The sequence below is a fragment of the Chryseobacterium jejuense genome (assembly GCF_900100075.1).
GTDB lineage: Bacteria > Bacteroidota > Bacteroidia > Flavobacteriales > Weeksellaceae > Chryseobacterium > Chryseobacterium jejuense.
On the sequence record NZ_FNEG01000004.1, the window covers coordinates 281,767 to 302,366 of the forward strand.

Here is a 20,600-nt window from a genome sequence, read left to right on the forward strand (position 1 = left end):
CATTTGAATTAATATTCCCAATCCGCATCTGTTACTACTTTTCCGTTGATTTTCTCATGCAAAGCCTGGAACATCACAAAAAGTACCGGAACTACAAAAATTCCTAAGATCGTTCCAAAAAGCATCCCTGAAATTGCAGCATATCCAATAGAATGGTTACCCATCGCAGATGGTCCTACCACAAAAATCAATGGAAGCAATCCGGTAATAAATGCCAGAGAGGTCATCAAAATAGGACGTAAACGAGCTTTAGCTCCCTCAACCGCTGAAGCAATAAGACTTTTCCCTGCTCTACGTCTCTGAATGGCAAATTCCACAATCAAAATACCGTTCTTCGCCAGAAGCCCAATCAACATGACAAGAGCAATCTGAACATAAATATTATTGGATAATTCTGCGAAAGTAATTCCCACAAAAACGCCTGACAATCCTACCGGAATAGCGATCAATACAGCTAATGGAAGGATATAACTCTCATATTGTGCTGATAACAGGAAGAATACAAATACAATACACAACCCGAAAATCATCACTGACTGAGAACTGGATCCTGCTTCTTCACGGCTCATTCCTTTATAATCATAAGTATATCCCGGAGGAAGTACCTGCTTGCTTACTTCTTCTACCGCAGCCATTGCCTGACCTGTACTGTAACCCGGAGCAGCCATTACTGTTAAATTGGATGAGTTGAAAAGGTTGAAACGGTCTACTACCTCAGCTCCTGTCGTCTGTTTTAAGCTTACCAAAGTAGTGATAGGAACCATTTGTCCCAGATTATTCTTAACAAAAAGCCCGTTAAGGGATTCTTTATCCTGTCTTGTTTCTGGAGTAGACTGTACTAAAACTCTATAATATTTTCCAAATCTGTTGAAATCAGAAGCCTGAATACTTCCATAATATCCTTGCATCACGCCTAAAACATCAGAAACATTCACTCCAAGCTGAGCTGACTTCACCTCATCTACCAATACTTCAAACTGTGGATAGGTAACATCAAATGTTGTAAATGCTACCGCAACTTCCGGTCTCTGCATCAAAGCTCCCATCATTCCGTAAGAGATGTTTCCAAGGTTCTGAAGTTCTCCATTGGTACGGTCCTGAAGCACAAGCTCCATCCCACTCGTATTCCCGAAACCATCTACTGTTGGCGTATTCAATACAAGAAAATTAGCTCTCTTATCCTGTGAAAGTGTCCCTTGTACCTGTCCGATAATCGCATTGATATCATTTACAGGACCTCTTTTCCCACCATTTTTTAATTTAACGAAAATAGAAGCTGCAGAAGAAGACATTGATCCACTGAATAAGTTTAATCCATCTACTGAAATTACCTTGTCTACTGCCGGATTTTTCATCAAAAGATCTTCTGTATCAGAAACTACTTTAGATGTTCTATCTTTAGAAGCTCCCGGAGCCAGATTCGCTGTTACGATAATAAAACTCTGGTCTTCATCAGGAATAAATCCTTTTGGAGTCGTCATAGACATCCAGGCAAACAATCCTCCGAATGCTACAATGATCGCCAATGCAATCCATTTTTTCTTCAAAAGGAATAATACAGCTTTTCCATAACGGAATGTCAGTTTATTGAAACTTGCATTAAATCCAGCAAAGAAACGGTCTTTAAAGTTCATTTTTTCATGATCTCCTCCATGATGTTGTTTAAGGAATAAAGCACATAAAGCAGGACTCAGCGTCAATGCATTGATCGCAGAAATCACAATGGCAATCGCCAATGTTAAAGCAAACTGCTGATAAAACAACCCTGTAGAACCACTCATAAATGCCACCGGAACGAATACCGCAGACATAATCAACGTGATGGAAACAATGGCTCCTGTAATCTCACTCATCGCTGACATGGTTGCCGCTCTTGGATTCAGTTTTTTATGCTCCATTTTAGCGTGAACTGCTTCCACCACCACAATGGCATCGTCTACTACAATTCCAATGGCGAGCACTAGAGCAAACAAGGTCAAAATATTGATAGAGAAACCAAAAACTTTCATGAAGAAAAACGTTCCCACAATAGAAACCGGAACTGCAATCGCCGGAATTAATGTGGATCTGAAATCCTGTAGGAAAATATACACCACAATAAATACAAGGATAAATGCTTCAATCAAAGTATGAATTACCTGTTCAATAGATTGATCCAACGCTTCTTTAGTAGCATACGGAATTTCATAATCCATTCCTGCCGGGAAAGATTTTTCCAGTTCCTTCATTCTGTCCTGAAGCGCAATCTGTACTTCATTGGCATTGGATCCAGCCATCTGGAAGATCGCCATCGTTACAGAAGCCTTCTTATTAAAGTTGGATGAAACTGTATAGCTATAAGCACCGAATTCAACTCTCGCAATATCTTTTAGCTTTAAAACAGAACCATCATTCAATGCTTTAATTGTGATATTCTCGTACTGTTCAGGCTCTGTGAATTTCCCTTTGTATCGAAGAACATATTCCATTACTTCCTTACTTCTTTCTCCTAATCTTCCGGGTGCCGCCTCAAGGTTTTGAGTCTGAATCGCACGGGAAACTTCGGATGGAGTAAGATTATAGGAAGCCAGCTTATTCGGATCAAGCCATACACGCATAGAGTAATCTTTGTTACCATACACCATCGCATCTCCTACTCCTTTTACCCTTTTTAATTCCGGAACAATATTAATTTTCGCATAGTTCTCAAGGAAAAGATCACTCATTGAACCATCTTTACTGGTTAGAGAAACCATTGCAATCATACTGTTCTGCCTTTTTACAGTGGTAATCCCAGCTTGGATTACCTCAGCAGGAAGCTGGTTGGTTACCTGCGCTACTCTGTTCTGAACGTTAATGGCTGCCTGATCCGGATCTGTTCCCAATTTAAAGATTACAGTGATACTCAATGTACCATCATTACTCGCCGTAGAAGTAATGTAATCCATATTTTCCACTCCATTGATGGCGTTTTCCAACGGCGGAGCCACAGATCTTGCAATCGTTTCAGCATTGGCTCCTGGATAGGCAGCGGTTACCATAACGGTAGGCGGTGCAATATCCGGGAATTTTGTAATCGGCAGGCTGACCATACCGACGATCCCGAGAATGACCAGCAATACGGAAATAACCGTTGCCAGTACGGGTCTTTTTATAATTTTCTTTAACATGATTTCTTCTTACGATTTTTTCTGTTGAGCATTTTTCTTTTGTGCCACTACAGGAGTTCCCGGCTGTAATCTGTCGAAACCGGATACGATATATTGATCTCCGGCTTTAAGCCCTTTGGAAACTATAAAATGATCACCCGCTTTTCCATTCACTTCTACCGGAAGCATTTCAGCTTTTCCATTCTTAATAGTGAACACAAAAACTTTATCCTGAATGGTTCTGGTAGATGCTATCGGAAGTAATACAACATTGCTGTAGAACTGATCTAACAAGATCTTTCCTGTATTTCCGCTTCTCAACGTATTATTCGGATTGTTGAATTTTGCTCTTAAAGTAATAGAACCCGTAGTTTTGTTAAACTGACCTTCAACAGCATCAATTCTTCCCATTTCAGCATACTTATCACCTCCGGAAAGCTGCAGAGATACTGCAGGAGTGTTTTTAATAACCTCATCAATACTGCTTCCCACATATTGCTTCTGGAAATTATTAAAGTCATTTTCACTTAAGCTGAAATAAGTATATACCTGATGAATGTCTGATAACAGGGTAATCGGTTCCTGATTACCTGGGGTCATCAAGCTTCCCAAACGGTAGTTGAATCTCCCGATAAATCCGCTTACCGGAGCTTTAATCGTTGAGAAGTTAAGATTGATCTTTGCAGATTCAATAGAAGACGTTGATTGGCTTACTGCCCCTCTTGCTGCATTATAAGCTGCCTCTGCTTCTTTCACCTGAATTTCGGAAACCATTTTATTTCTAAAAAGTTCCTTTTTTCTATCCAGGTCAATTTTTGAAGTGGAAAGATTGGCCTGTGCAGTAATTAAGGATGCCTGCGCACTTTTCAACTGCTCAGCAAATATCCTGTCTTCAATTTTAAAAAGTGGCTGCCCCGCTCTTACATAATCTCCTTCGTCCACAAAAATTTTGCTTAAATATCCGGTTACCTGAGGTCTGATTTCTACATTGGAAATTCCCTCAATGGATGCTGCATATTCTCTGGAAACAGAAGCGTCTCCCTGTTTTACTATTTCTACAGGAAGTTCCGGTGCCTGCTGTTGATAAGCCTGATTTTGATTACCTTTCTTACACCCCGCCAAAGCGATGAGCGCAAGGAAAAGTAAGGTTGATTTTTGAACAAAAAATCTTTGCATAACTCTAGTCATTTAAATTTTCTGTACAAAAATCGAACGAAAAAAATTCAATAGAATTATTCAAAAAACCCCTTGTTTTGTCAAAAAGACTCCTTATTTTTAAAAACATGAGAAATATCATTCATAGATAATTTAAATGAGATATTTCTAAATTTTAAATCGAAAATAAGTGTTAGTTTTATCAAAAAGACACCTAAAACACAACTGCCTCATTATCAATACAAATCATCTTTTCTGTATTCTAAAGGAGCTCTACCAGTGTGTTTTTTGAAAAATTTACTAAAAGACGCCTGATCAGAGAATTTAAGCTGTGCAGCCACCTCACTCACATTTAGATTAGGGTTTTTAAGCAGCAATCTTGCTTCTACCGCCAATACATGATGGATAATATCTCGTGGTGTTTTAAGCATGGTTTTATTGATAACCTTTGTAAGATATTTTCTACTGATAAACATCTTATCCGCATAAAACTGAACATTATGCTCTTCCTTGAAATGTTCCTGAACCAACTTAAAAAAACTGGTCGTAAGTTCATCTTCCCGATGAGTAACGGTATGAGGTTTTTCAATTTTCTTGAAATAATTGTCTATTTCATAAATCACCAGCGAGAAGTGATGCCAGATCATTTCATTGAAATAGTAGTTATCTTGCTCCTTGTTATTCAACTGTTTCAGTTCATCAAGGTGAAAATTCAATTTTCTGAATAAATCCGGCTCATTCCTGATAATATGGGTAGGATCTGACGAAAGGCTCTTCAGGACATTATTGGATTTGTAATTAAAACCTGCCTGAGAAATAAAATCAACGGAAAAGAAAATATAGGTTGCCCTATAATCCTCCGCAATATTTTCCACCCAAAAGGTTTCCGACATAGGGCAGAAAACCGCATCTCCTTTAAAAACTTCATAGCTTTTATCATCCAGTTTGAAGCCAACGCTCCCATCCTGCACAAGGAAAATGCAGAAATAATCTGAACGGTAAGGAATATTTGGCTTTATGATATAATTTTCCCTGTCTATATCCATCACCACAAACTCCTTAACTCTAAGATCAAATTCTACTTGTTGTAAAACTTCATCAAAAGCCAGCTGTGAAACAAAATCGGGTTGTTTGGAGAGTTCTTTGCGGGATTTTTTAGCCATGGAAAATGGGTTGTGAGGTACGAAGGTAGTGAAAAAGGTGAAATTGTGAAAAGAAGAGAACAATTGTGAAGCAGTTCAAAAAGATAGAATATACGTAACCACCCCGTCAAAAATTCTTTGAATTTTCGCCACCCCTCCAGCGAAGGGGAATGATTGAAGTCTTTTTTTATTAATAATAGTGGCTACTTTTACGTAACACATTTATTTCCTATTCTTTTTTTACTTTTTCAAGTTTTATATTTCAATAATCAACTCCTTCTCGTAGCCATTATATCTTTCATCAATATAGCCATGGGGATTACAAATGACCTCAGTTTTTTCAATTTTATATCTGGATGGGGTATGAATATGACCATGAACCCAATATATAGGCTGGTGTTCCAGAATCATATCTTCCAAATTGGAGGCGTACGCTGAAGTCAACGGATCTTCTTTATAATGTTCCGGTACAGATTGAATACTGGGAGCATGATGGGTAACCACTATATTTTTAAGTCCTTTCGAAACTTCAAGACTCTCCTCCAGCCACACTTTTGAAAGCTGATGAATCTTAAAAGTATCTATTGTTCTCAATTTAGAATAAGAAGGATCACGGGTGATCTTTTTATAATCATTCATCATGGGTTGGCAGATCATTCCATATTTTACAGGGTTTCCAAAAATTGAAAAATCAGTCCATAAAGTAGTTCCATGAAAACGTACATCTTCAATATCTATGAAAGAATTTTCGAGTACAAAAACATTGGAATCTTCAGCAGCATTTTTAATTTTATGTAATGTCTTCGGATAAGAACCTTTATAATATTCATGATTTCCCAGCACATAAATGACGGGCTTATCCGAAATTGCTTCTTTAATCCATTCAATTCCTTTGGTTCCCAGATTAATATCACCAGCCAAAACAACAACGTCCGCATTATCAAAACATAATTCAGTTCGTCCAAATTCCTGATGAAGATCGCTAATGATTTGTATTCTCATGCTGCAAAAGTAATGAAGAGGAATGAAAATAAAAAAAGGAACCGACGCCTAAACACCGATTCCCTGCTCATATAGTTTGTGTAATTTTAAGGCCGCTTATCAGGAAACAACTACTTCTGTCTGCTTCACTTTTAAGCTTTTCATTATAAAATAGAATAACATTCCAAGGGCTAAAAGAGCGTAACTAATCAATACGATCAGATTCAAGCTTCCTACGGCAAATTCTGAAGGAAAAACCTGACTCATTAAAGTCATGAATGATAGCCCGATCCCCGCTCCCAGGAAGTAACTTGTAGAACTCAAACTTGATGCCAATCCGTAATTGGAAGGTTCAACATCCTGAATTCCCATCACGGAAAGCGCTGTAAAGCAGAAAGTCATTCCTATTCCCGAGATACAGGCAGCTCCTAATAAAACTACCGTCAACGGATGTCCCGTATATACTGAAATTAATAACAATACTCCTCCTGTCAGCATAAAAGACCATCCCAACACTCCCATTTGAGATGAACTCAATCGTTTTGAAATGCGAGGTAAGATAAATTTAGCCGTTAAAGCAGACAGAAGACTGAACGGAACAAGCATTAATCCTGAAGCAGCAGCACTATAGCTCATATCTTTCTGAAGCATTAAAGAAATCAGGAATAAAAATCCGATAAAAAAAGCTCCTAAAGTAAAGAAAGCAGCGTTGGAAACTACTAAAGAACCATGCCTGAATAATTTCAAATCAAATAGTGGTTCTGCAACGGTTTTCAATCTGAAGAATACCATTACCAGAAGCAATACAGCAACCACTAATGAACCTATTACAAGAAAAGGCTGTTCTTTGATGTGAACCAATTCATGGGTTCCATAGGTTAAGCTTAAAAGACCAACAACCATTAATATTCCGGAAATAACATCTGTTTTTTGTGCCTTTTCATTTTTCTCATCTGTTGGTAAATAATAATAAGACAGAATAAGGGTGATTAAAAGAATCGGGACATTAATAAGGAAAACCCAGTGCCAGCTTAGATATGTACTGATAATTCCGCCTACCGAAAGTCCACTTCCCGAACCAATAGCTGCAAATGAACTAAAAACTCCGATAGCTCGATTTCTTTCCTGTTCTTCTCTGAAAGTATTGGTTACAATAGATAAGGCTGCCGGCATTACAAACGCAGCTCCCAATCCCTGTAAAGCACGGAATATCGCTAACATATTGAAACTTTCGGAAAGACCTGCTCCCAATGAAGTCAGCATGAAAATCAGCGCTCCCAATAAGAACATTTTCTTTCTTCCAATCTGATCGGAAAGTTTTCCGCCAATAATAAGGAAACCACCAAAAAACAGTACATAGAGCGTTTGCAGCCATTGAACTGTTCCTGCACCAATGTGAAACTGTTCCTGAATAGAAGGAATGGTTAAATTAATAATGGCAATATCCAAAGCCTCTACAAAAGTTCCTACAGATGCTAAAATTAATATTACATTCTTCCTTGTATCCATATATTCAAATTTCCTGCAAAATTAAAATTAACAGAACGTAAGTAAAAATTTTATGGTAAATTTGGAACAATAAAACTAAATAGACATTATTAAAAGAACAAATTAACTGAAACATCAAAATTAATCCTCTAAAACAGAACAAATGCCAACAGAAAATTATACTCCTGACGAAAAAGACCTTTCTATCCTGAGACTTCTTCAGAAAGATGCGAAGATGAGTGTCCGTGATATTTCTGCAAGGATTAACCTTAGCCCCACGCCTACCCATGAACGTATTAAGCGTATGGAAAAGCAGGGAATCATTAAGGAATATACAGCTGTAGTAGACCGCAAAAAGGTGAATAAAGGCATGATGGTGATCTGTATGATCGCTTTGAATGTTCACAATAAAAAAACAGCCGGAAAATTTATTGAAGAAGTAAGCAGGTTAAAAGAGGTGGTTGAGTTTTACAACATCAGTGGTGATTTTGATTTCATGCTCAAAATTTTGGCCCCCAATATGGATGAATTTCATGAGTTCTTCATCAATAAATTATCGGAAATTGAAGGCATTGCCCAAACCAAAAGTATTTTTGTGATGAGCAGCATTAAGGAAAGTGCTCAAATTATATAAAGAAAATTAAACACATATCAATCAACCAGTTAAAAATTCACATTTCAATCTTAGAATTTTATTTAAATCAAGTAGGTATTGGACCTGTACTTATTTTTCACTAATTTAGTTGCTTAAATCTGCTTTTGGAAGAATCAGATTTTATTAAGCAACAAAAAGATGATGAGTACTCAATTTATTAATTCTGACAGCTATAATAAGTTGTCGGGCATTGCATTACCAATCAATATAAAGAAATCCTGTATCGTTTTACCCTCCATTACAAATGAAAACGACAACCTTCTCTACAATTGGATATGTCTTTTTTCAGACAACAGTATCGAGACTATTTTCATCATTATATAAATGATACAAAATCATAGAATTCATGAACTTCATCAATGATATCTATTTAAAAAATCACAGAATATTTATATCTCTATGTATTGCAATTTCCTTGAGTAGTTGTGATAAAAAAATCGATATCCGGCAAATTGATAATACCTTACTTACCAAAAATGAAAAGCTAAGACTGGAAGGAAAAGAGACAGAGCTCATTACTTTGAATAAAAAAATCATCAGACAGTCAAAAGAAGGTGGATATTTAAAAGGAGAAGCATTGGGATACATTAATCTTGCTAATACTTATGGCATGATGGGAAGGTATAAAACCAGCCATGAATATCTGAAATCGGCAGAAAAAATAGCCACCCGCCTTAATGATAATTTCCTTTATGCTAGGCTCTATCATGAATATGGTCAGATGAATTATGTTACCGGACTCGTCAATACAGCATTAAATTATAATGCAAAAGCCATTCATTATGGCAAAAAACTGGATGAAAAAGGCTGGCTATTAGGCAATATGTACGAACAAAGAGCTGATTTTATTTCTTCAACCTATAAAGATTCGGCATTGATTTATCGTCACAAAGGTTTTAGTCTGGACCCTTCTGCCATCAACGCTTCTTTGATTGGGAATTATCATTTACAAGAAACCAGAAACCTTGATTCTGCTACTTTTTACAATGACAAAGCTCTGTCTCTTCTTAAAGCTCCTGAGTATGGAACGGTAAGAGAAGGCATCATTTACTATTTTTATGCTGATCTTCTTTCTGAAAAAAAAGAATTTGAAAAAGCATTAGATTTTTATAAAAAAGCCGCAGATATTTTAGTTAAAACAAAAAGGATCAATAAATTACCGGGCCTTTATCAACAGATCGCTTTTGTTTACCAAAATCTCAATAACAAAAAAATGGAAGATGCCTATACTTCCAAAGCTGAAGAATTGGATCAAAAACTTAAGGTATCTGGAAATGAAGCTATTGACCTTTCTCTAAGTGAAGTTATTGAAGAAAAAAACAAGGATAATATTAACCTCATTCTCCTTTCCATTGGAGCCCTTGTTCTGATTGTTGGAATTATTTTATTTTTAATGATCAGAAACAGGAAATATAAGAAGGAAGACAACAACTCCGGAAAATCGAGTAATATAGCTTTTCCTTCAAAAGAAAGAATTTCTAAGGAAGATTTCACAGAATTATTAGATCTTGCCAAGAGTAATGATCTTAAGTTTATTAAGAGGTTTGAGGAGATTAATCCTAGTTTATTTCAGAATATTTTAAAAATCAATCCGCAGCTGACAAAATCTGAGCTGGCTTTGTGTGCCATGATCTGGCTCGGTTTTTCGTCGAAAGATATTGCTGATTTTACTTTTATACAACACAGATCTGTACAGACCAAAAAAGGCAGACTCAGAAAAAAACTTAATATCTCTTCGGAAACAGATCTTTACAGCTTCTTTACTTCCCTGTAGCTTTTTTGAAATCGTAAACTCTTGCTTAATGGTAGGATTTTTATGATGCTTATGGCAACAAAAAGAGTAAGAATTTATTAAAACATCCTTCCCTTTCAATGATATCCATTACATAATATTTAATATAAAATTTACACTAAAAGGATACTTTTTATTAAAAAGACTAATGATTGTTAGGCTAAAAAGACATTCTTCATTGAAGGGTTTTCAGTTTTTATTTTGCAAAAAATAGTTTTCACAGCTTCCAAAACCTAAATTTAACAAACTAACAATCAGTAAATTAAATAACCCGTCGTAGCTATAGTGTAGCTATGTCGTATGTTATTTTTTGGAAATATTTATCATTATTGAATATGTTTGTGATGTTAAAAATATAAACCTTTTACCCTATTAAAATACCATCAAAAGAACAAATATAAAATCTCCCCCTCTGCAACTACTTTACTTATAATCTAACAAAAGTATTTAAAAACACAAATGACAAACACAAATGATGAAAACCACGAGGGGTGAGATTTATTTTATAAACTAAACAAATAATATTAGCTAAAAACACAAATAAAAAAAGAGGCCTATTTAACACAACATCCTATGATGAAATAATAATCTCAGAATTATAATCATACATCTTTTCATAAAAGCCTGAGAATATTACAATTTATATTATTTGTTTAACAGAGAGATTACACTTGAGAATTTGTAATCTCTCTTTTTTATAAAAAAGAGAGATTACACTTGAGAATTTGTAATCTCTCTTTTTTATAAAAAAAACAGCAGTATACATTCATATACTACTGTTTCAATACACATTATAAACTTATATACACCGGTTTCCCGGAAATTATTTCATACCAGCTTATTTCCAGTAATTCCAGACTGTTCCGTCAAATACTGCCAATGTTTTACTGGTTGTATCATAACACATCATTCCGGGGTATGGATTTTTTACATTAATATGGGGTGTTGCAATCTGAGGAAGGATCATTGCTTTATCTGGAGATTCCAGTACCAATACTCCATCTGCAGTACTGGATGGCGCCCCGATAACCACTCCTTTCCCTAGCTCCGCAGAATTGTTCGCAACAACAGCGCTTGAGCTGCCTGCATCAGATAATGGTTTCCATACATCATTCTCATACACCTTTACTTTATTGTCTGTTACATCAAAAACAAATGTTCCGTTTACCAGAGATCCGGTTGGAAGACCAGAGGTTGCAGGAAGGATTAATCCTTTTGTATTTCCGGATACATTATTGAAATCCAAAACAGTACTGCTTCCATCTACTGCTTGTTTCCCAATAGCTACTTGCGCAATTGAAAAGTTAAAAATAACAAGGGCAACAGCTATGCTTATATTTTTTATGTTTTTCATCCTTTTATTAATTTTTAGATTAATCATTACAGCCTCGCTCTACACACTTCCATTCAGTACCATTGTAAAGCTTCACACATTTATCCTGAAGATCATACAACAGCATTCCTTCTTTTGGGTTTGCAATAGCATCTCCTGGCTGTGGGGTCTGGCTTACGTGCTGAACTCTTGTAATCACAAAACCTTTATCTTTTGCTTCCATAGCAACAAAGCCGTTTGGAACATTTTCCGGCCAAGCATTATTTTTTTGCTGAATTGTAATTCCGAATTTGGTAAATCCATCAGGAGTTCCGGTAGCACCAGGTTTTGTACAGAACGTATCTATATTGTCAATAATTGTTGGCGCGTTACCACAACTGTCTTTATCATCAGATAATCCATTTGGCCAAAGAGATGGACACGTAGCTGAAGTTGCATTCGGGCCACAAAAGCTTGCTCCTCCAGCACCAAGCCCTATTACATTTCCCATAGCAATGGCTACAATCTGGCTATCATTACTGATAACTGCAGTACCACCACTTCCACTCACATCTGCTTTTGCAATACAATAGGCTTTTCCAGTGGGAATTCCAACATAATTAACTGATGGATAAGTTACTGATCGCTGAGTATACGTTCCACATATCTCCACTACACTATTAGTTCCCATTTCAATAACTGATGTTGTTCCAGGAAAAATCCCACCAAAAGTTGGATCATCCTGAGTAACAGATCCTGTAAGGGAAAGAAAAGACTTTGTACCTAGTTTAATTTTTGAATTTTGTTGAGTACCCCACACCCCTATCTGGATGGAACCAGTTGACTTAACACTTGCTCCATCGCCAATCTCTAGAGTTCCCATTACCTGAACACCAGAAACCTGAAACTGTCCAGATTTTACAATAAGTGTTGCTCCATTTGGAATTGTAACCCCAGTCGTAGAAGTATAGTTACCATCAATACAGTAAGTAGTCCCACTTACCATTGCCTGTCCCGTATACGGTGTACAGGTCTGCGCATTTACCCCCCCATAGAAGGCAATCATTAATAAAAAAATCAATTTCCTATTAAAATCGAAAAAATTTAAGTTATTCATATATGTTTATGCTAAATTAACAAATTATTCACATTATAATAATTAATATGTGTTTTTTTTGCAGCATTGAGTCCCTACCCAACAATTAACATACCAAACTTCATTATTATCTTAAATAACAATATAACACCATGCCGAAATTCATTTTTATCAAAAATATTTTTTTACTGTGTTTAATTCTACAATAAAAACAACTTATTGATAGGTAACTCTTTAAATAAATCAAAATTAAATATATTTAAGAAATCATTTTATATTATTTAAAAATTCAATATTATCATACATATGCAATGGTTTATTACTTTCAGAAAAAATCAATCTCAAGAAATATAAAGTAATAGATATCAATCTCATAAGTTATTCAATACTTTTTTCATCAGTTTATTTATTTATCATGAATACCCTTATTTCCCATACAATTTCAGCTTTTCCCTGTACCACCTCTTAAAAAACAGATATAATAAAATTTATCTATCAAAATAATCTTAATCATAAGGAAAGTCAACTTTTCTAACCATAATCACAAAGAATATTGATGCTTTTAGACGCCTGTATATATTCAAAAGATCATTTGATTGGAAAAGTGATGCTGGAAGACCTCTCCTGATAAGAAGTATAGACAATACATATAGCCTCCTCTATACAATTTGTATTAAAAAGCGTAAATTTGCGCCATGAATAACGATACTATTTGTGCGCTGGCTACTGCCAATGGAATAGGTGCTTTAGGCATTATCAGAGTTTCCGGAAATGATGTTTTACCCATAATTCAGAAAAGTTTCCCGGCAAAAAAGCTGGAGAAACAAAAATCTCATACCATTCACTACGGTTATTTTATGGATGGTGAAGAAGCTATTGATGAAATCATGCTTTCCATTTTCCTGGCACCGAAAAGTTTCACTACAGAAAATTCTGTAGAAATTGCTTTTCACGGTTCACCACATATCGGAAAACGTATTCTTGAAACCCTTATTAAAAATGGAGCAAGAATGGCTAAGGCTGGAGAATTTACCCTTCGTGCTTTTATCAATGGAAGAATTGACCTTTCGCAGGCAGAAGCTATTGCTGATGTAATTGCGTCTGAAAATGAAGCTTCCAGAAAAGTAGCTATCAACCAATTAAAGGGTGGAATTACAAATGAAATATCGTTATTAAGAACTGATCTTCTGAATTTTGTTTCTCTTATTGAATTAGAATTGGATTTTGCAGAGGAAGATGTAGAGTTTGCGGACAGAACCGCTTTAAGTGGATTACTGGATAAAATCGATGTAAAATTAAATTCTCTTATTGAGAGCTTCCAATATGGAAATGCCATTAAAAATGGTACTGCTGTTGCGATCATCGGGAAACCCAATGCAGGAAAATCTACCCTTCTTAATGCTTTATTGAAAGAGGAAAGAGCTATTGTAAGTAATATTGCCGGAACAACAAGGGACACCATTGAGGAAATTCTTCATATTAAAGGACATGCTTTCCGTTTGATTGATACTGCGGGTTTGCGTGAAACAGTGGATGAAATTGAGGCCATTGGGGTAAAAAAAGCTAAGGAAAAGGTAGAAAATGCCAATATTTTAGTCTATCTGGCTGATGCTGCTACTGAAGATTTCTCTGAGGACATTGAAATGATTGAGTCTTTGTTAAGAGAAGATTTGAAATTAATCATCTGTGCTACTAAAATTGACGAGGTTACCCCTACAAAATACGAAACGGTAGAAAATATTTTCAGAAAGGCTATTTCTCATGAATTTGACTTCATCAAAATCTCTGCTGTTGAAAATCAGAATATCCAGGATCTTAAGAATGAATTATCTTCTTACGTAGAGCAATTAAAATCGGAAGAAAATAACGTAGTTATCACCAATCAACGTCACTTCGAAGCTTTACAAAAATCTTTGGATGCTGTAAACAAGGTAAAAGAAGCTATTTCTATCCAGATTTCTACAGAATTACTGGCTTATGAGTTAAGAAATGCTTTGGAACACCTTGGTGAGATTTCCGGTGAGGTTACGAATGATGAAGTGCTGGGGAATATTTTCTCTAAATTTTGTATCGGAAAGTAGATATTTTTTAAATGATATAATTAAGGTTTTTATAAAAATCAGAGCGGGTTGTTAACTCGCTTTTTTTGTTTTTATATTTTATGAAATAATGATTAGTCTTGCACTCCATTGATATTGACCACGCCAGAATTGGTAACAAGAACCAGCCTTATATCATTGGTAGCTCCTTTGCTAATACACTAGGACATCTTTCTCCAAAAATTTAAAAACCCGTTATAAGCGGTATCAATTAAATCAAAATTACATGGAATTTCATCCCAATTGCTCCAATAGGTAACCAGTCGTGTCCCAACAGGAGTTTTATCAAGCTGTTCTTTTACATACTCTGAATAGGTATAGTACAGGTCCTTATCTGGAAATAGGGTATCATCTATTGAACATGAAGTATCAATATTTTCATAAAAAGAATTAAAAAAATAGAATGCTTCATAATTCAAAAAAGAAATTTCATCAATATTAGAATTTATAAATTCTACATTCTCAATTTTGTACCTGTCTGCTATTTTTTTTGATAGTTTTGTGAGAGATTCCCTTTGCTCAACACCGTAAAATCGACCCTTTGTAGAGGCTGCTCCCACTAAACAGAACTTTCCAGCCCCAGAACCAATATCCAATACTTTACTATATGGCTTCTCAACCAGATAATCTGCAGCAATCTTGGCAACATCAACAGGAGTCCAATGGCGCGCAGACAGTTCTTTTATGTGATAAGGATATAATTTATTAAAGGTATTATCATCCACATCAATATTTGATGCTAGCTTTTTAAAAATCATATGATAAATTTAGTCTATTTTTTTCTAGTTAACATTTCATTTCCAGAATATTGATTGAAATAGTTATAAATCAGTAATGAAATACTTTTGATTTAAAAACTTTTGTGAAAATAGGGTATGGACTAGAGATAACTGACTCTGCAGTTAGCCAAAATAAAGATCAATTTAACAAAAATAAGTTTAATGACAAAGCCATCAGCTAGGTGGTTTTGCTGTCAATATGAGGATTTTCGATGCAAACTCTCCAATCCAAGGAAGGCTCTGAGCTGCTTTCAAATTTATTATCTTCGTGATGAGTCACAGCTACAGTAATGCCAGATAAAGGTCGTATTTGACATAGGATATTCTAATAAAAAACCAAATATTTATTATTTAGAATAAATAGAAATAATATATCTTTGCACCTATCCTTTTTTAATAAATATATAGTTAAGAATCTTCTACCCTAGCATTACTAGCAATGAAAGTTAACCAATACAAAACGGCTAAAATTACCGCTGCACTTTTATACTTTTCTTATTCTTTATCTCCGAAAGTCTATGCAGAAATCCCCTTTAATGCCGAAAGCCCTTTGCAGGTTTATTCGTTGCATGCACAACAAAAAGGAGGTAATATAAGTGGTCGAATAGTCAACGCAGAGGGCAAACCTTTAGCCAATGTGCGTATTCAATTAATCGGAGTGGGGAATACTGTGTCTGACAAAGGAGGCTATTTCAAATTTGAAGGGGTGATGTATGGGAAATATGAGCTGGTAATTAGCTTAGAAGGTTATGAAAATATCACCCAAACTATTGAAGTAAACGAAGAAAATTATCAATTTGTTGAGCCACTCGTTATGCAAGCTGCACGACATCATTTGGATGAGATTGTTGTTACTGCGAGCAGATTAGCCGAACACATTGATGAAGTTCCGTCATCAATAACCTATATTGGGGGTAAGACACTGGACCAGCAGCGACAGATCAACGATAACCTGCCATCTATCTTAATGCAAAAGGTTCCCAGTATATCGCCCAGCGAAGAAAGCCAAAATAACTTTATCGCTAAGATCCGTGGACGTAATTTCCTGGTGCTGATTGACGGCATCCCACAATCCACCCCTTTGCGTAATGGTGGACGTGATCTACGCACTATTGATGCCAGTGCAATAGATCATATCGAAGTGATCAATGGTGCAACGGCCATGTATGGTAACGGAGCCGCTGGCGGTGTGATAAACTACATTACTAAAAAGCCCAAAAAAGGTAAAAAACTGAGTTCATCTACTTATCTTAATAATTCGCTAAGCTTGGTAAGACCAAACGAAACCTATGGCTACAATATTGCACAGGTTTTTTCCGGACAGATTGGAAAATGGGATTATGTCCTTCAAGGCAAAATGGGTCGTACTGGTGTTGTCCGAAGTTCTGATGGCACAGTAGTAAGCCCTTTTTATGGATTAGGCGAGACCAAATCTTATAATACATTGGCCAAAATCGGTTATCAGATTGCTCCCAACCATCATGTAGAAGTAATGGGAAACTACTATCGCAGTTTACAGGATAGCAAATATATAGGTACAACGGGTAAGTTTGGTGAATCACCAGCAATTGGTATTCCTACTAATACGAGCATTAATGGAGGTACTCCCTATAACAAGGCCTTACATTTAAAATATGATGGTCAGTATGGAAAAACTGAGGCCAACCTGAGTCTGTATTATGAAGATATGAATACGGTCTTTGAAACTTATAATCAAAACTATTCAGATCATAAAGGAGCCAGACTTAATTTCAATACTCCATTTCAACTTGGTGCCACTTCCAAAATCTCCCTTATTTACGGTATGGACCTCCTGAAGGATCATACGGTACAGAAAACTTTGAAAGACGAATTGGTGACACCGGATATGAACATGAATAATCTCGCCTTTTATGTACAGGGTAAAGTAAACATAGGGAACGACTGGATTTTAAAAGGAGGAATACGTTATGAAAATATCCGTTTTAAGGTTGGCGATCTGACTAAAAATGGTAAACTGACCGCCGGTGAAAATAATCATTCGGATGCTTTTGTATTTAATCTGGCAACACGATATAATAAATATAGCTACCTACAGCCTTTTGCTTCCTTTTCACAAGGATATTCTATTGGTGATGTGGGGCTTATTCTACGCAATGGAGTACCCTTAAGCAAGATTGATCCTAAGCCTGTTGTCGTTAATAACTTCGAATTAGGAGTAAATGGTAAGATAGATGTCTGGGATTACCAGTTGATAGGCTATTATAGTACCTCTAAGAAAGGAACTACTTTCGCTGAAACTTCTGTACCGGGTAATTACGAACTGAGTCAGGTACCGCAACGTATTTACGGAGTGGAATTTGTCGCCAATGTAAAACCTGTTCAGTGGTTGACTGTTGGAACTGTGCTGGGTTATATGGATGGCCGTCAGGATTTGAAAAATGAGGGGAATTTCAAGGACAAGCTGGACAATTCCATTATCTCACCTTTCAAAATTAATTTGAATGTTGATGTTAAGTTATCCCAGCAGTGGAATGTATACCTACAATACCTTCATTTAGGAGGCAGAAATGTGTTTTCTCCTGAAGAATACAACTATGGGAAATATCCGATTTCAGGTTATAATCTTGTAGATTTACAAACGAAATACAAATATCAGCAATTTACTTTTTCATTCTCCATTAATAATCTATTCAATGCTGATTATTATCCCATTCATGCTGAAGTAAGAGGTGCAACCAATGAAGGTCGCTATTATATCAAAGGGTCAGGAACAATGGCAAGTCTGGGGGTACAATTCGATCTTTAAGCATATGGTAAACTTCTTTGTTTTCCAATCAACTTAATGTAATCATATCATTTTACTTGCCCCTTATATTTATTTTTCAAGACGACTTTGAATAAGCTAAAAAATAGACTTATTGAAAAAATCTGTACTTTAGTAGAACGTTCTGGCTTTAAAATCCCGCTCGTCATAAGAACCAAGCCGTTAGTTGTAAATTTTCCAAAACAGACCGCACAAACTAAAAACTGATGAAGAATATAGAACAACTTCAAGAAAAATTCTGCAAAGCTCAAAATAATTATCAATCGATTAAAAAGAACACAGAACAAAAAGTAATTAGATGGTTCTGGACAACCGACAGCATTTCTAATCTTGAGCCTTTTTATTTTGAGGAAAACCACTTTCCAACAGGCAGACTTCATAAAGAGGAACCTGTAAAAAAAGAAAATCAATACCAATATGGTGTTGATGACAATAATGAAATAATTGTTGAAAGACAATTCACGGGTCTAAAAGATTTATTTTACGAAATTTTTTATATAAGGGAAAAAGATAGAATAGAAAGCTACCGATTTGATTATAGCGTGGAAAAAGGAGTAGACAATGTTGAGCTTTTCATTTATGAGAATTCAATATTAACTATCAGTTATACTGTTTTTAAAGACGGTTGGATTAAATATGTTTACACTTACAGTAAAGGAAAACTTTCAACTAAGACAATGCAGCGCATTTATCAAAACAGAGAAGTTCCTGATAGAGTATTTGACTATCATTATGACGAAATAGGATTACTTCAATCTATAAAAGAAAAAGAGCATTATTGGTATAATAAGCCTAACAAGAAAATTAGCTACAAAAAATTAACCGATCTTGTATCAGAAAAACTTCTTGAAATTCTGAAGCAACACATTTTAAATTATAACATTCGGGAAAAAATTTACTGCATTTATGTTTATTACTATCATGAGAATATTCTTCCCCCTTCAGTTGGATTTGGAACGGAGGCAGACCGCAAAGAATGGCAAAATGAAAAAGGGAAAGAAGCAAAATGGATCATTTGGAACCCAATAGACTATTCTCATTCTATTGAAATTGATTTGAATGAAGAAACTCAAAACCTGTTTAATGTATACAATCAAGAAACCTCTTTACATAATAAAGATAATAATACCATAAAAATGATTGTAGAATGCTGTAAAAATTTAAAAAATAGCATTTCTGAATTTGAACTTAACAAAACTGATGATTTTGTGATTGTTGCTTCAGACTATGAACAAAGCGATCTGAAGAAAAATTTCAAACTTATTAACCCTGAATTATTTGATGAATTTAAAAATAAGCTTGTGTAAAAAAGCTACATCAAAAAAAGATTTTTATGTCAGTTTAGCTGAAGTGCAAACTTCACCCTACACCAACAAAAATTAATAAAATATGAAGAAACTTGAAGAACTCATAAACTTGGAAGAGCCAGGCTGGGAATTAGTAACAGAATGGTTAAATGAAGCCAAAAATGAATATGAAATTTTACCCAAAGACGAGAGAAGAGCAGAAAAAGAACTTGTGAATGCTCAAGTCACAACACGATCGCCAATGGGTGCTGTAATCTACGAAACGGGTGGTATATTAATTGACAATGGCTGGCTTAGGATTTTAGGCTCAGGAAGTGAAAAACTTGACAGAGGTTTGGCTGAATGGAATAAAGGAAAAACTTTTAAAAATTATGGTGACCAACCTTCACATTTTTTAATTGCGGACGATATAATCGGTGGATATTTTGCCTTAAATGCCGGCGGAATTGGAAGCGAGATGGGACAAGTTTATTATCTACCACAAGACACCCTTGAATGGGAATGTTTAGACATCAACTATTCTGAATTTCTTTATTGGGCTCTGGCTGGCGACATCCATACGTTTTATGAGATTTTCAGATGGAAAAATTGGCAAAATGACATAAAAAAAGCAAACGGAAATCAAGTGTATTCCTTTGTGCCGTTTTTGTGGACTAAAGAAGGAAAAGACATAGAAAAAACAAGCAGAAAATTAGTACCGATTGAAGAAAACTATAATTTTACTGTAGAATCTGGAAAACTTGCTCCATAGTAATCCATTCAAATTGACTCGTTATTTCTGTATCGCTATTTCAGGACGGGACAATTAAATAAAATTCACATAGTTATATCGGGAAATAGACAGTTTATAGATTGCATAT

At 35.5% G+C, this 20,600-nt stretch carries 14 protein-coding genes; 6 read left to right on the forward strand and 8 right to left on the reverse strand.

Annotation, left to right across the window (positions count from 1 at the left end):
• Positions 1-8 precede the first annotated feature (8 nt).
• The 5 genes from BLS98_RS13630 to BLS98_RS13650 form a co-directional block, all read right to left on the reverse strand.
• Positions 9-3,149 carry an efflux RND transporter permease subunit gene (locus BLS98_RS13630; protein WP_089737057.1) on the reverse strand — a complete coding sequence of 1,047 codons (3,141 nt, stop codon included), beginning with the start codon at positions 3,147-3,149 and terminating at the stop codon, positions 9-11.
• 9 nt (positions 3,150-3,158) lie between these two features.
• Positions 3,159-4,304 carry an efflux RND transporter periplasmic adaptor subunit gene (locus BLS98_RS13635; RefSeq protein ID WP_089737058.1) on the reverse strand — a complete coding sequence of 382 codons (1,146 nt, stop codon included), beginning with the start codon at positions 4,302-4,304 and terminating at the stop codon, positions 3,159-3,161.
• Positions 4,305-4,519: 215 nt separating this feature from the next.
• On the reverse strand, positions 4,520-5,446 hold the full coding sequence (locus BLS98_RS13640; RefSeq protein ID WP_089737059.1) for an AraC family transcriptional regulator: 927 nt from the start codon (positions 5,444-5,446) through the stop codon (positions 4,520-4,522).
• 234 nt (positions 5,447-5,680) lie between these two features.
• Positions 5,681-6,427 (reverse strand): metallophosphoesterase, encoded by a 747-nt coding sequence (locus BLS98_RS13645; protein ID WP_089737060.1) that lies wholly within the window; start codon positions 6,425-6,427, stop codon positions 5,681-5,683.
• Between the two features lie 99 nt (positions 6,428-6,526).
• Positions 6,527-7,915, reverse strand: coding sequence for an MFS transporter (locus BLS98_RS13650; RefSeq protein WP_089737061.1), 1,389 nt, complete (start codon positions 7,913-7,915; stop codon positions 6,527-6,529).
• Between the two features lie 142 nt (positions 7,916-8,057).
• On the opposite strand from BLS98_RS13650, the gene BLS98_RS13655 reads away from it, so the two are divergent.
• Complete coding sequence (locus tag BLS98_RS13655; RefSeq protein ID WP_089737062.1) at positions 8,058-8,528, forward strand: Lrp/AsnC family transcriptional regulator; 471 nt, start codon at positions 8,058-8,060, stop codon at positions 8,526-8,528.
• Positions 8,529-8,895: 367 nt separating this feature from the next.
• On the forward strand, positions 8,896-10,323 hold the full coding sequence (locus BLS98_RS13660) for a LuxR C-terminal-related transcriptional regulator (RefSeq protein ID WP_089737063.1): 1,428 nt from the start codon (positions 8,896-8,898) through the stop codon (positions 10,321-10,323).
• 856 nt (positions 10,324-11,179) lie between these two features.
• Here BLS98_RS13660 and BLS98_RS13665 read toward each other — a convergent pair.
• A complete protein-coding gene (locus BLS98_RS13665; protein WP_228425227.1) occupies positions 11,180-11,695 on the reverse strand; it encodes a hypothetical protein in 516 nt (171 codons plus the stop codon).
• A gap of 19 nt (positions 11,696-11,714) precedes the next feature.
• Entirely contained in the window at positions 11,715-12,770 is a 1,056-nt protein-coding gene (locus BLS98_RS13670; protein ID WP_089737065.1) for a hypothetical protein, read from the reverse strand.
• 674 nt (positions 12,771-13,444) lie between these two features.
• On the opposite strand from BLS98_RS13670, the gene mnmE reads away from it, so the two are divergent.
• The gene (gene mnmE, locus BLS98_RS13675; protein ID WP_089737066.1) at positions 13,445-14,830 is read left to right on the forward strand and encodes a tRNA uridine-5-carboxymethylaminomethyl(34) synthesis GTPase MnmE; all 1,386 of its coding nucleotides are present in this window, start codon (positions 13,445-13,447) and stop codon (positions 14,828-14,830) included.
• A 179-nt stretch (positions 14,831-15,009) separates the two neighbouring features.
• Here the strand turns inward: mnmE and BLS98_RS13680 are convergent, their stop codons facing one another.
• On the reverse strand, positions 15,010-15,606 hold the full coding sequence (locus BLS98_RS13680) for a class I SAM-dependent methyltransferase (RefSeq protein ID WP_089737067.1): 597 nt from the start codon (positions 15,604-15,606) through the stop codon (positions 15,010-15,012).
• Between the two features lie 460 nt (positions 15,607-16,066).
• Here BLS98_RS13680 and BLS98_RS23675 point away from each other — a divergent pair, with 460 nt between their 5' ends.
• From BLS98_RS23675 to BLS98_RS13700, 3 genes are all read left to right on the forward strand, one after another.
• A complete protein-coding gene (locus BLS98_RS23675) occupies positions 16,067-18,415 on the forward strand; it encodes a TonB-dependent receptor (RefSeq protein ID WP_089737068.1) in 2,349 nt (782 codons plus the stop codon).
• 224 nt (positions 18,416-18,639) lie between these two features.
• The gene (locus BLS98_RS13695; RefSeq protein WP_089737070.1) at positions 18,640-19,740 is read left to right on the forward strand and encodes a hypothetical protein; all 1,101 of its coding nucleotides are present in this window, start codon (positions 18,640-18,642) and stop codon (positions 19,738-19,740) included.
• Positions 19,741-19,822: 82 nt separating this feature from the next.
• The gene (locus BLS98_RS13700) at positions 19,823-20,491 is read left to right on the forward strand and encodes a DUF2625 domain-containing protein (RefSeq protein ID WP_089737071.1); all 669 of its coding nucleotides are present in this window, start codon (positions 19,823-19,825) and stop codon (positions 20,489-20,491) included.
• Positions 20,492-20,600: the final 109 nt, after the last annotated feature.

Excerpts from the sequence above, each read along its gene's own strand:
- BLS98_RS13680 (WP_089737067.1), bottom strand. The coding sequence starts at position 15,606 with ATGATTTTTAAAAAGCTAGCATCAAATATTGATGTGGATGATAATACC.
- BLS98_RS13695 (WP_089737070.1), top strand. The coding sequence starts at position 18,640 with ATGAAGAATATAGAACAACTTCAAGAAAAATTCTGCAAAGCTCAAAAT.
- BLS98_RS13645 (WP_089737060.1), bottom strand. The coding sequence starts at position 6,427 with ATGAGAATACAAATCATTAGCGATCTTCATCAGGAATTTGGACGAACT.
- BLS98_RS13635 (WP_089737058.1), bottom strand. The coding sequence starts at position 4,304 with ATGCAAAGATTTTTTGTTCAAAAATCAACCTTACTTTTCCTTGCGCTC.
- mnmE (WP_089737066.1), top strand. The coding sequence starts at position 13,445 with ATGAATAACGATACTATTTGTGCGCTGGCTACTGCCAATGGAATAGGT.
- BLS98_RS13650 (WP_089737061.1), bottom strand. The coding sequence starts at position 7,915 with ATGGATACAAGGAAGAATGTAATATTAATTTTAGCATCTGTAGGAACT.
- BLS98_RS13670 (WP_089737065.1), bottom strand. The coding sequence starts at position 12,770 with ATGAATAACTTAAATTTTTTCGATTTTAATAGGAAATTGATTTTTTTA.
- BLS98_RS13655 (WP_089737062.1), top strand. The coding sequence starts at position 8,058 with ATGCCAACAGAAAATTATACTCCTGACGAAAAAGACCTTTCTATCCTG.
- BLS98_RS13665 (WP_228425227.1), bottom strand. The coding sequence starts at position 11,695 with ATGAAAAACATAAAAAATATAAGCATAGCTGTTGCCCTTGTTATTTTT.
- BLS98_RS13700 (WP_089737071.1), top strand. The coding sequence starts at position 19,823 with ATGAAGAAACTTGAAGAACTCATAAACTTGGAAGAGCCAGGCTGGGAA.
- BLS98_RS13660 (WP_089737063.1), top strand. The coding sequence starts at position 8,896 with ATGAACTTCATCAATGATATCTATTTAAAAAATCACAGAATATTTATA.
- BLS98_RS13630 (WP_089737057.1), bottom strand. The coding sequence starts at position 3,149 with ATGTTAAAGAAAATTATAAAAAGACCCGTACTGGCAACGGTTATTTCC.
- BLS98_RS13640 (WP_089737059.1), bottom strand. The coding sequence starts at position 5,446 with ATGGCTAAAAAATCCCGCAAAGAACTCTCCAAACAACCCGATTTTGTT.
- BLS98_RS23675 (WP_089737068.1), top strand. The coding sequence starts at position 16,067 with ATGAAAGTTAACCAATACAAAACGGCTAAAATTACCGCTGCACTTTTA.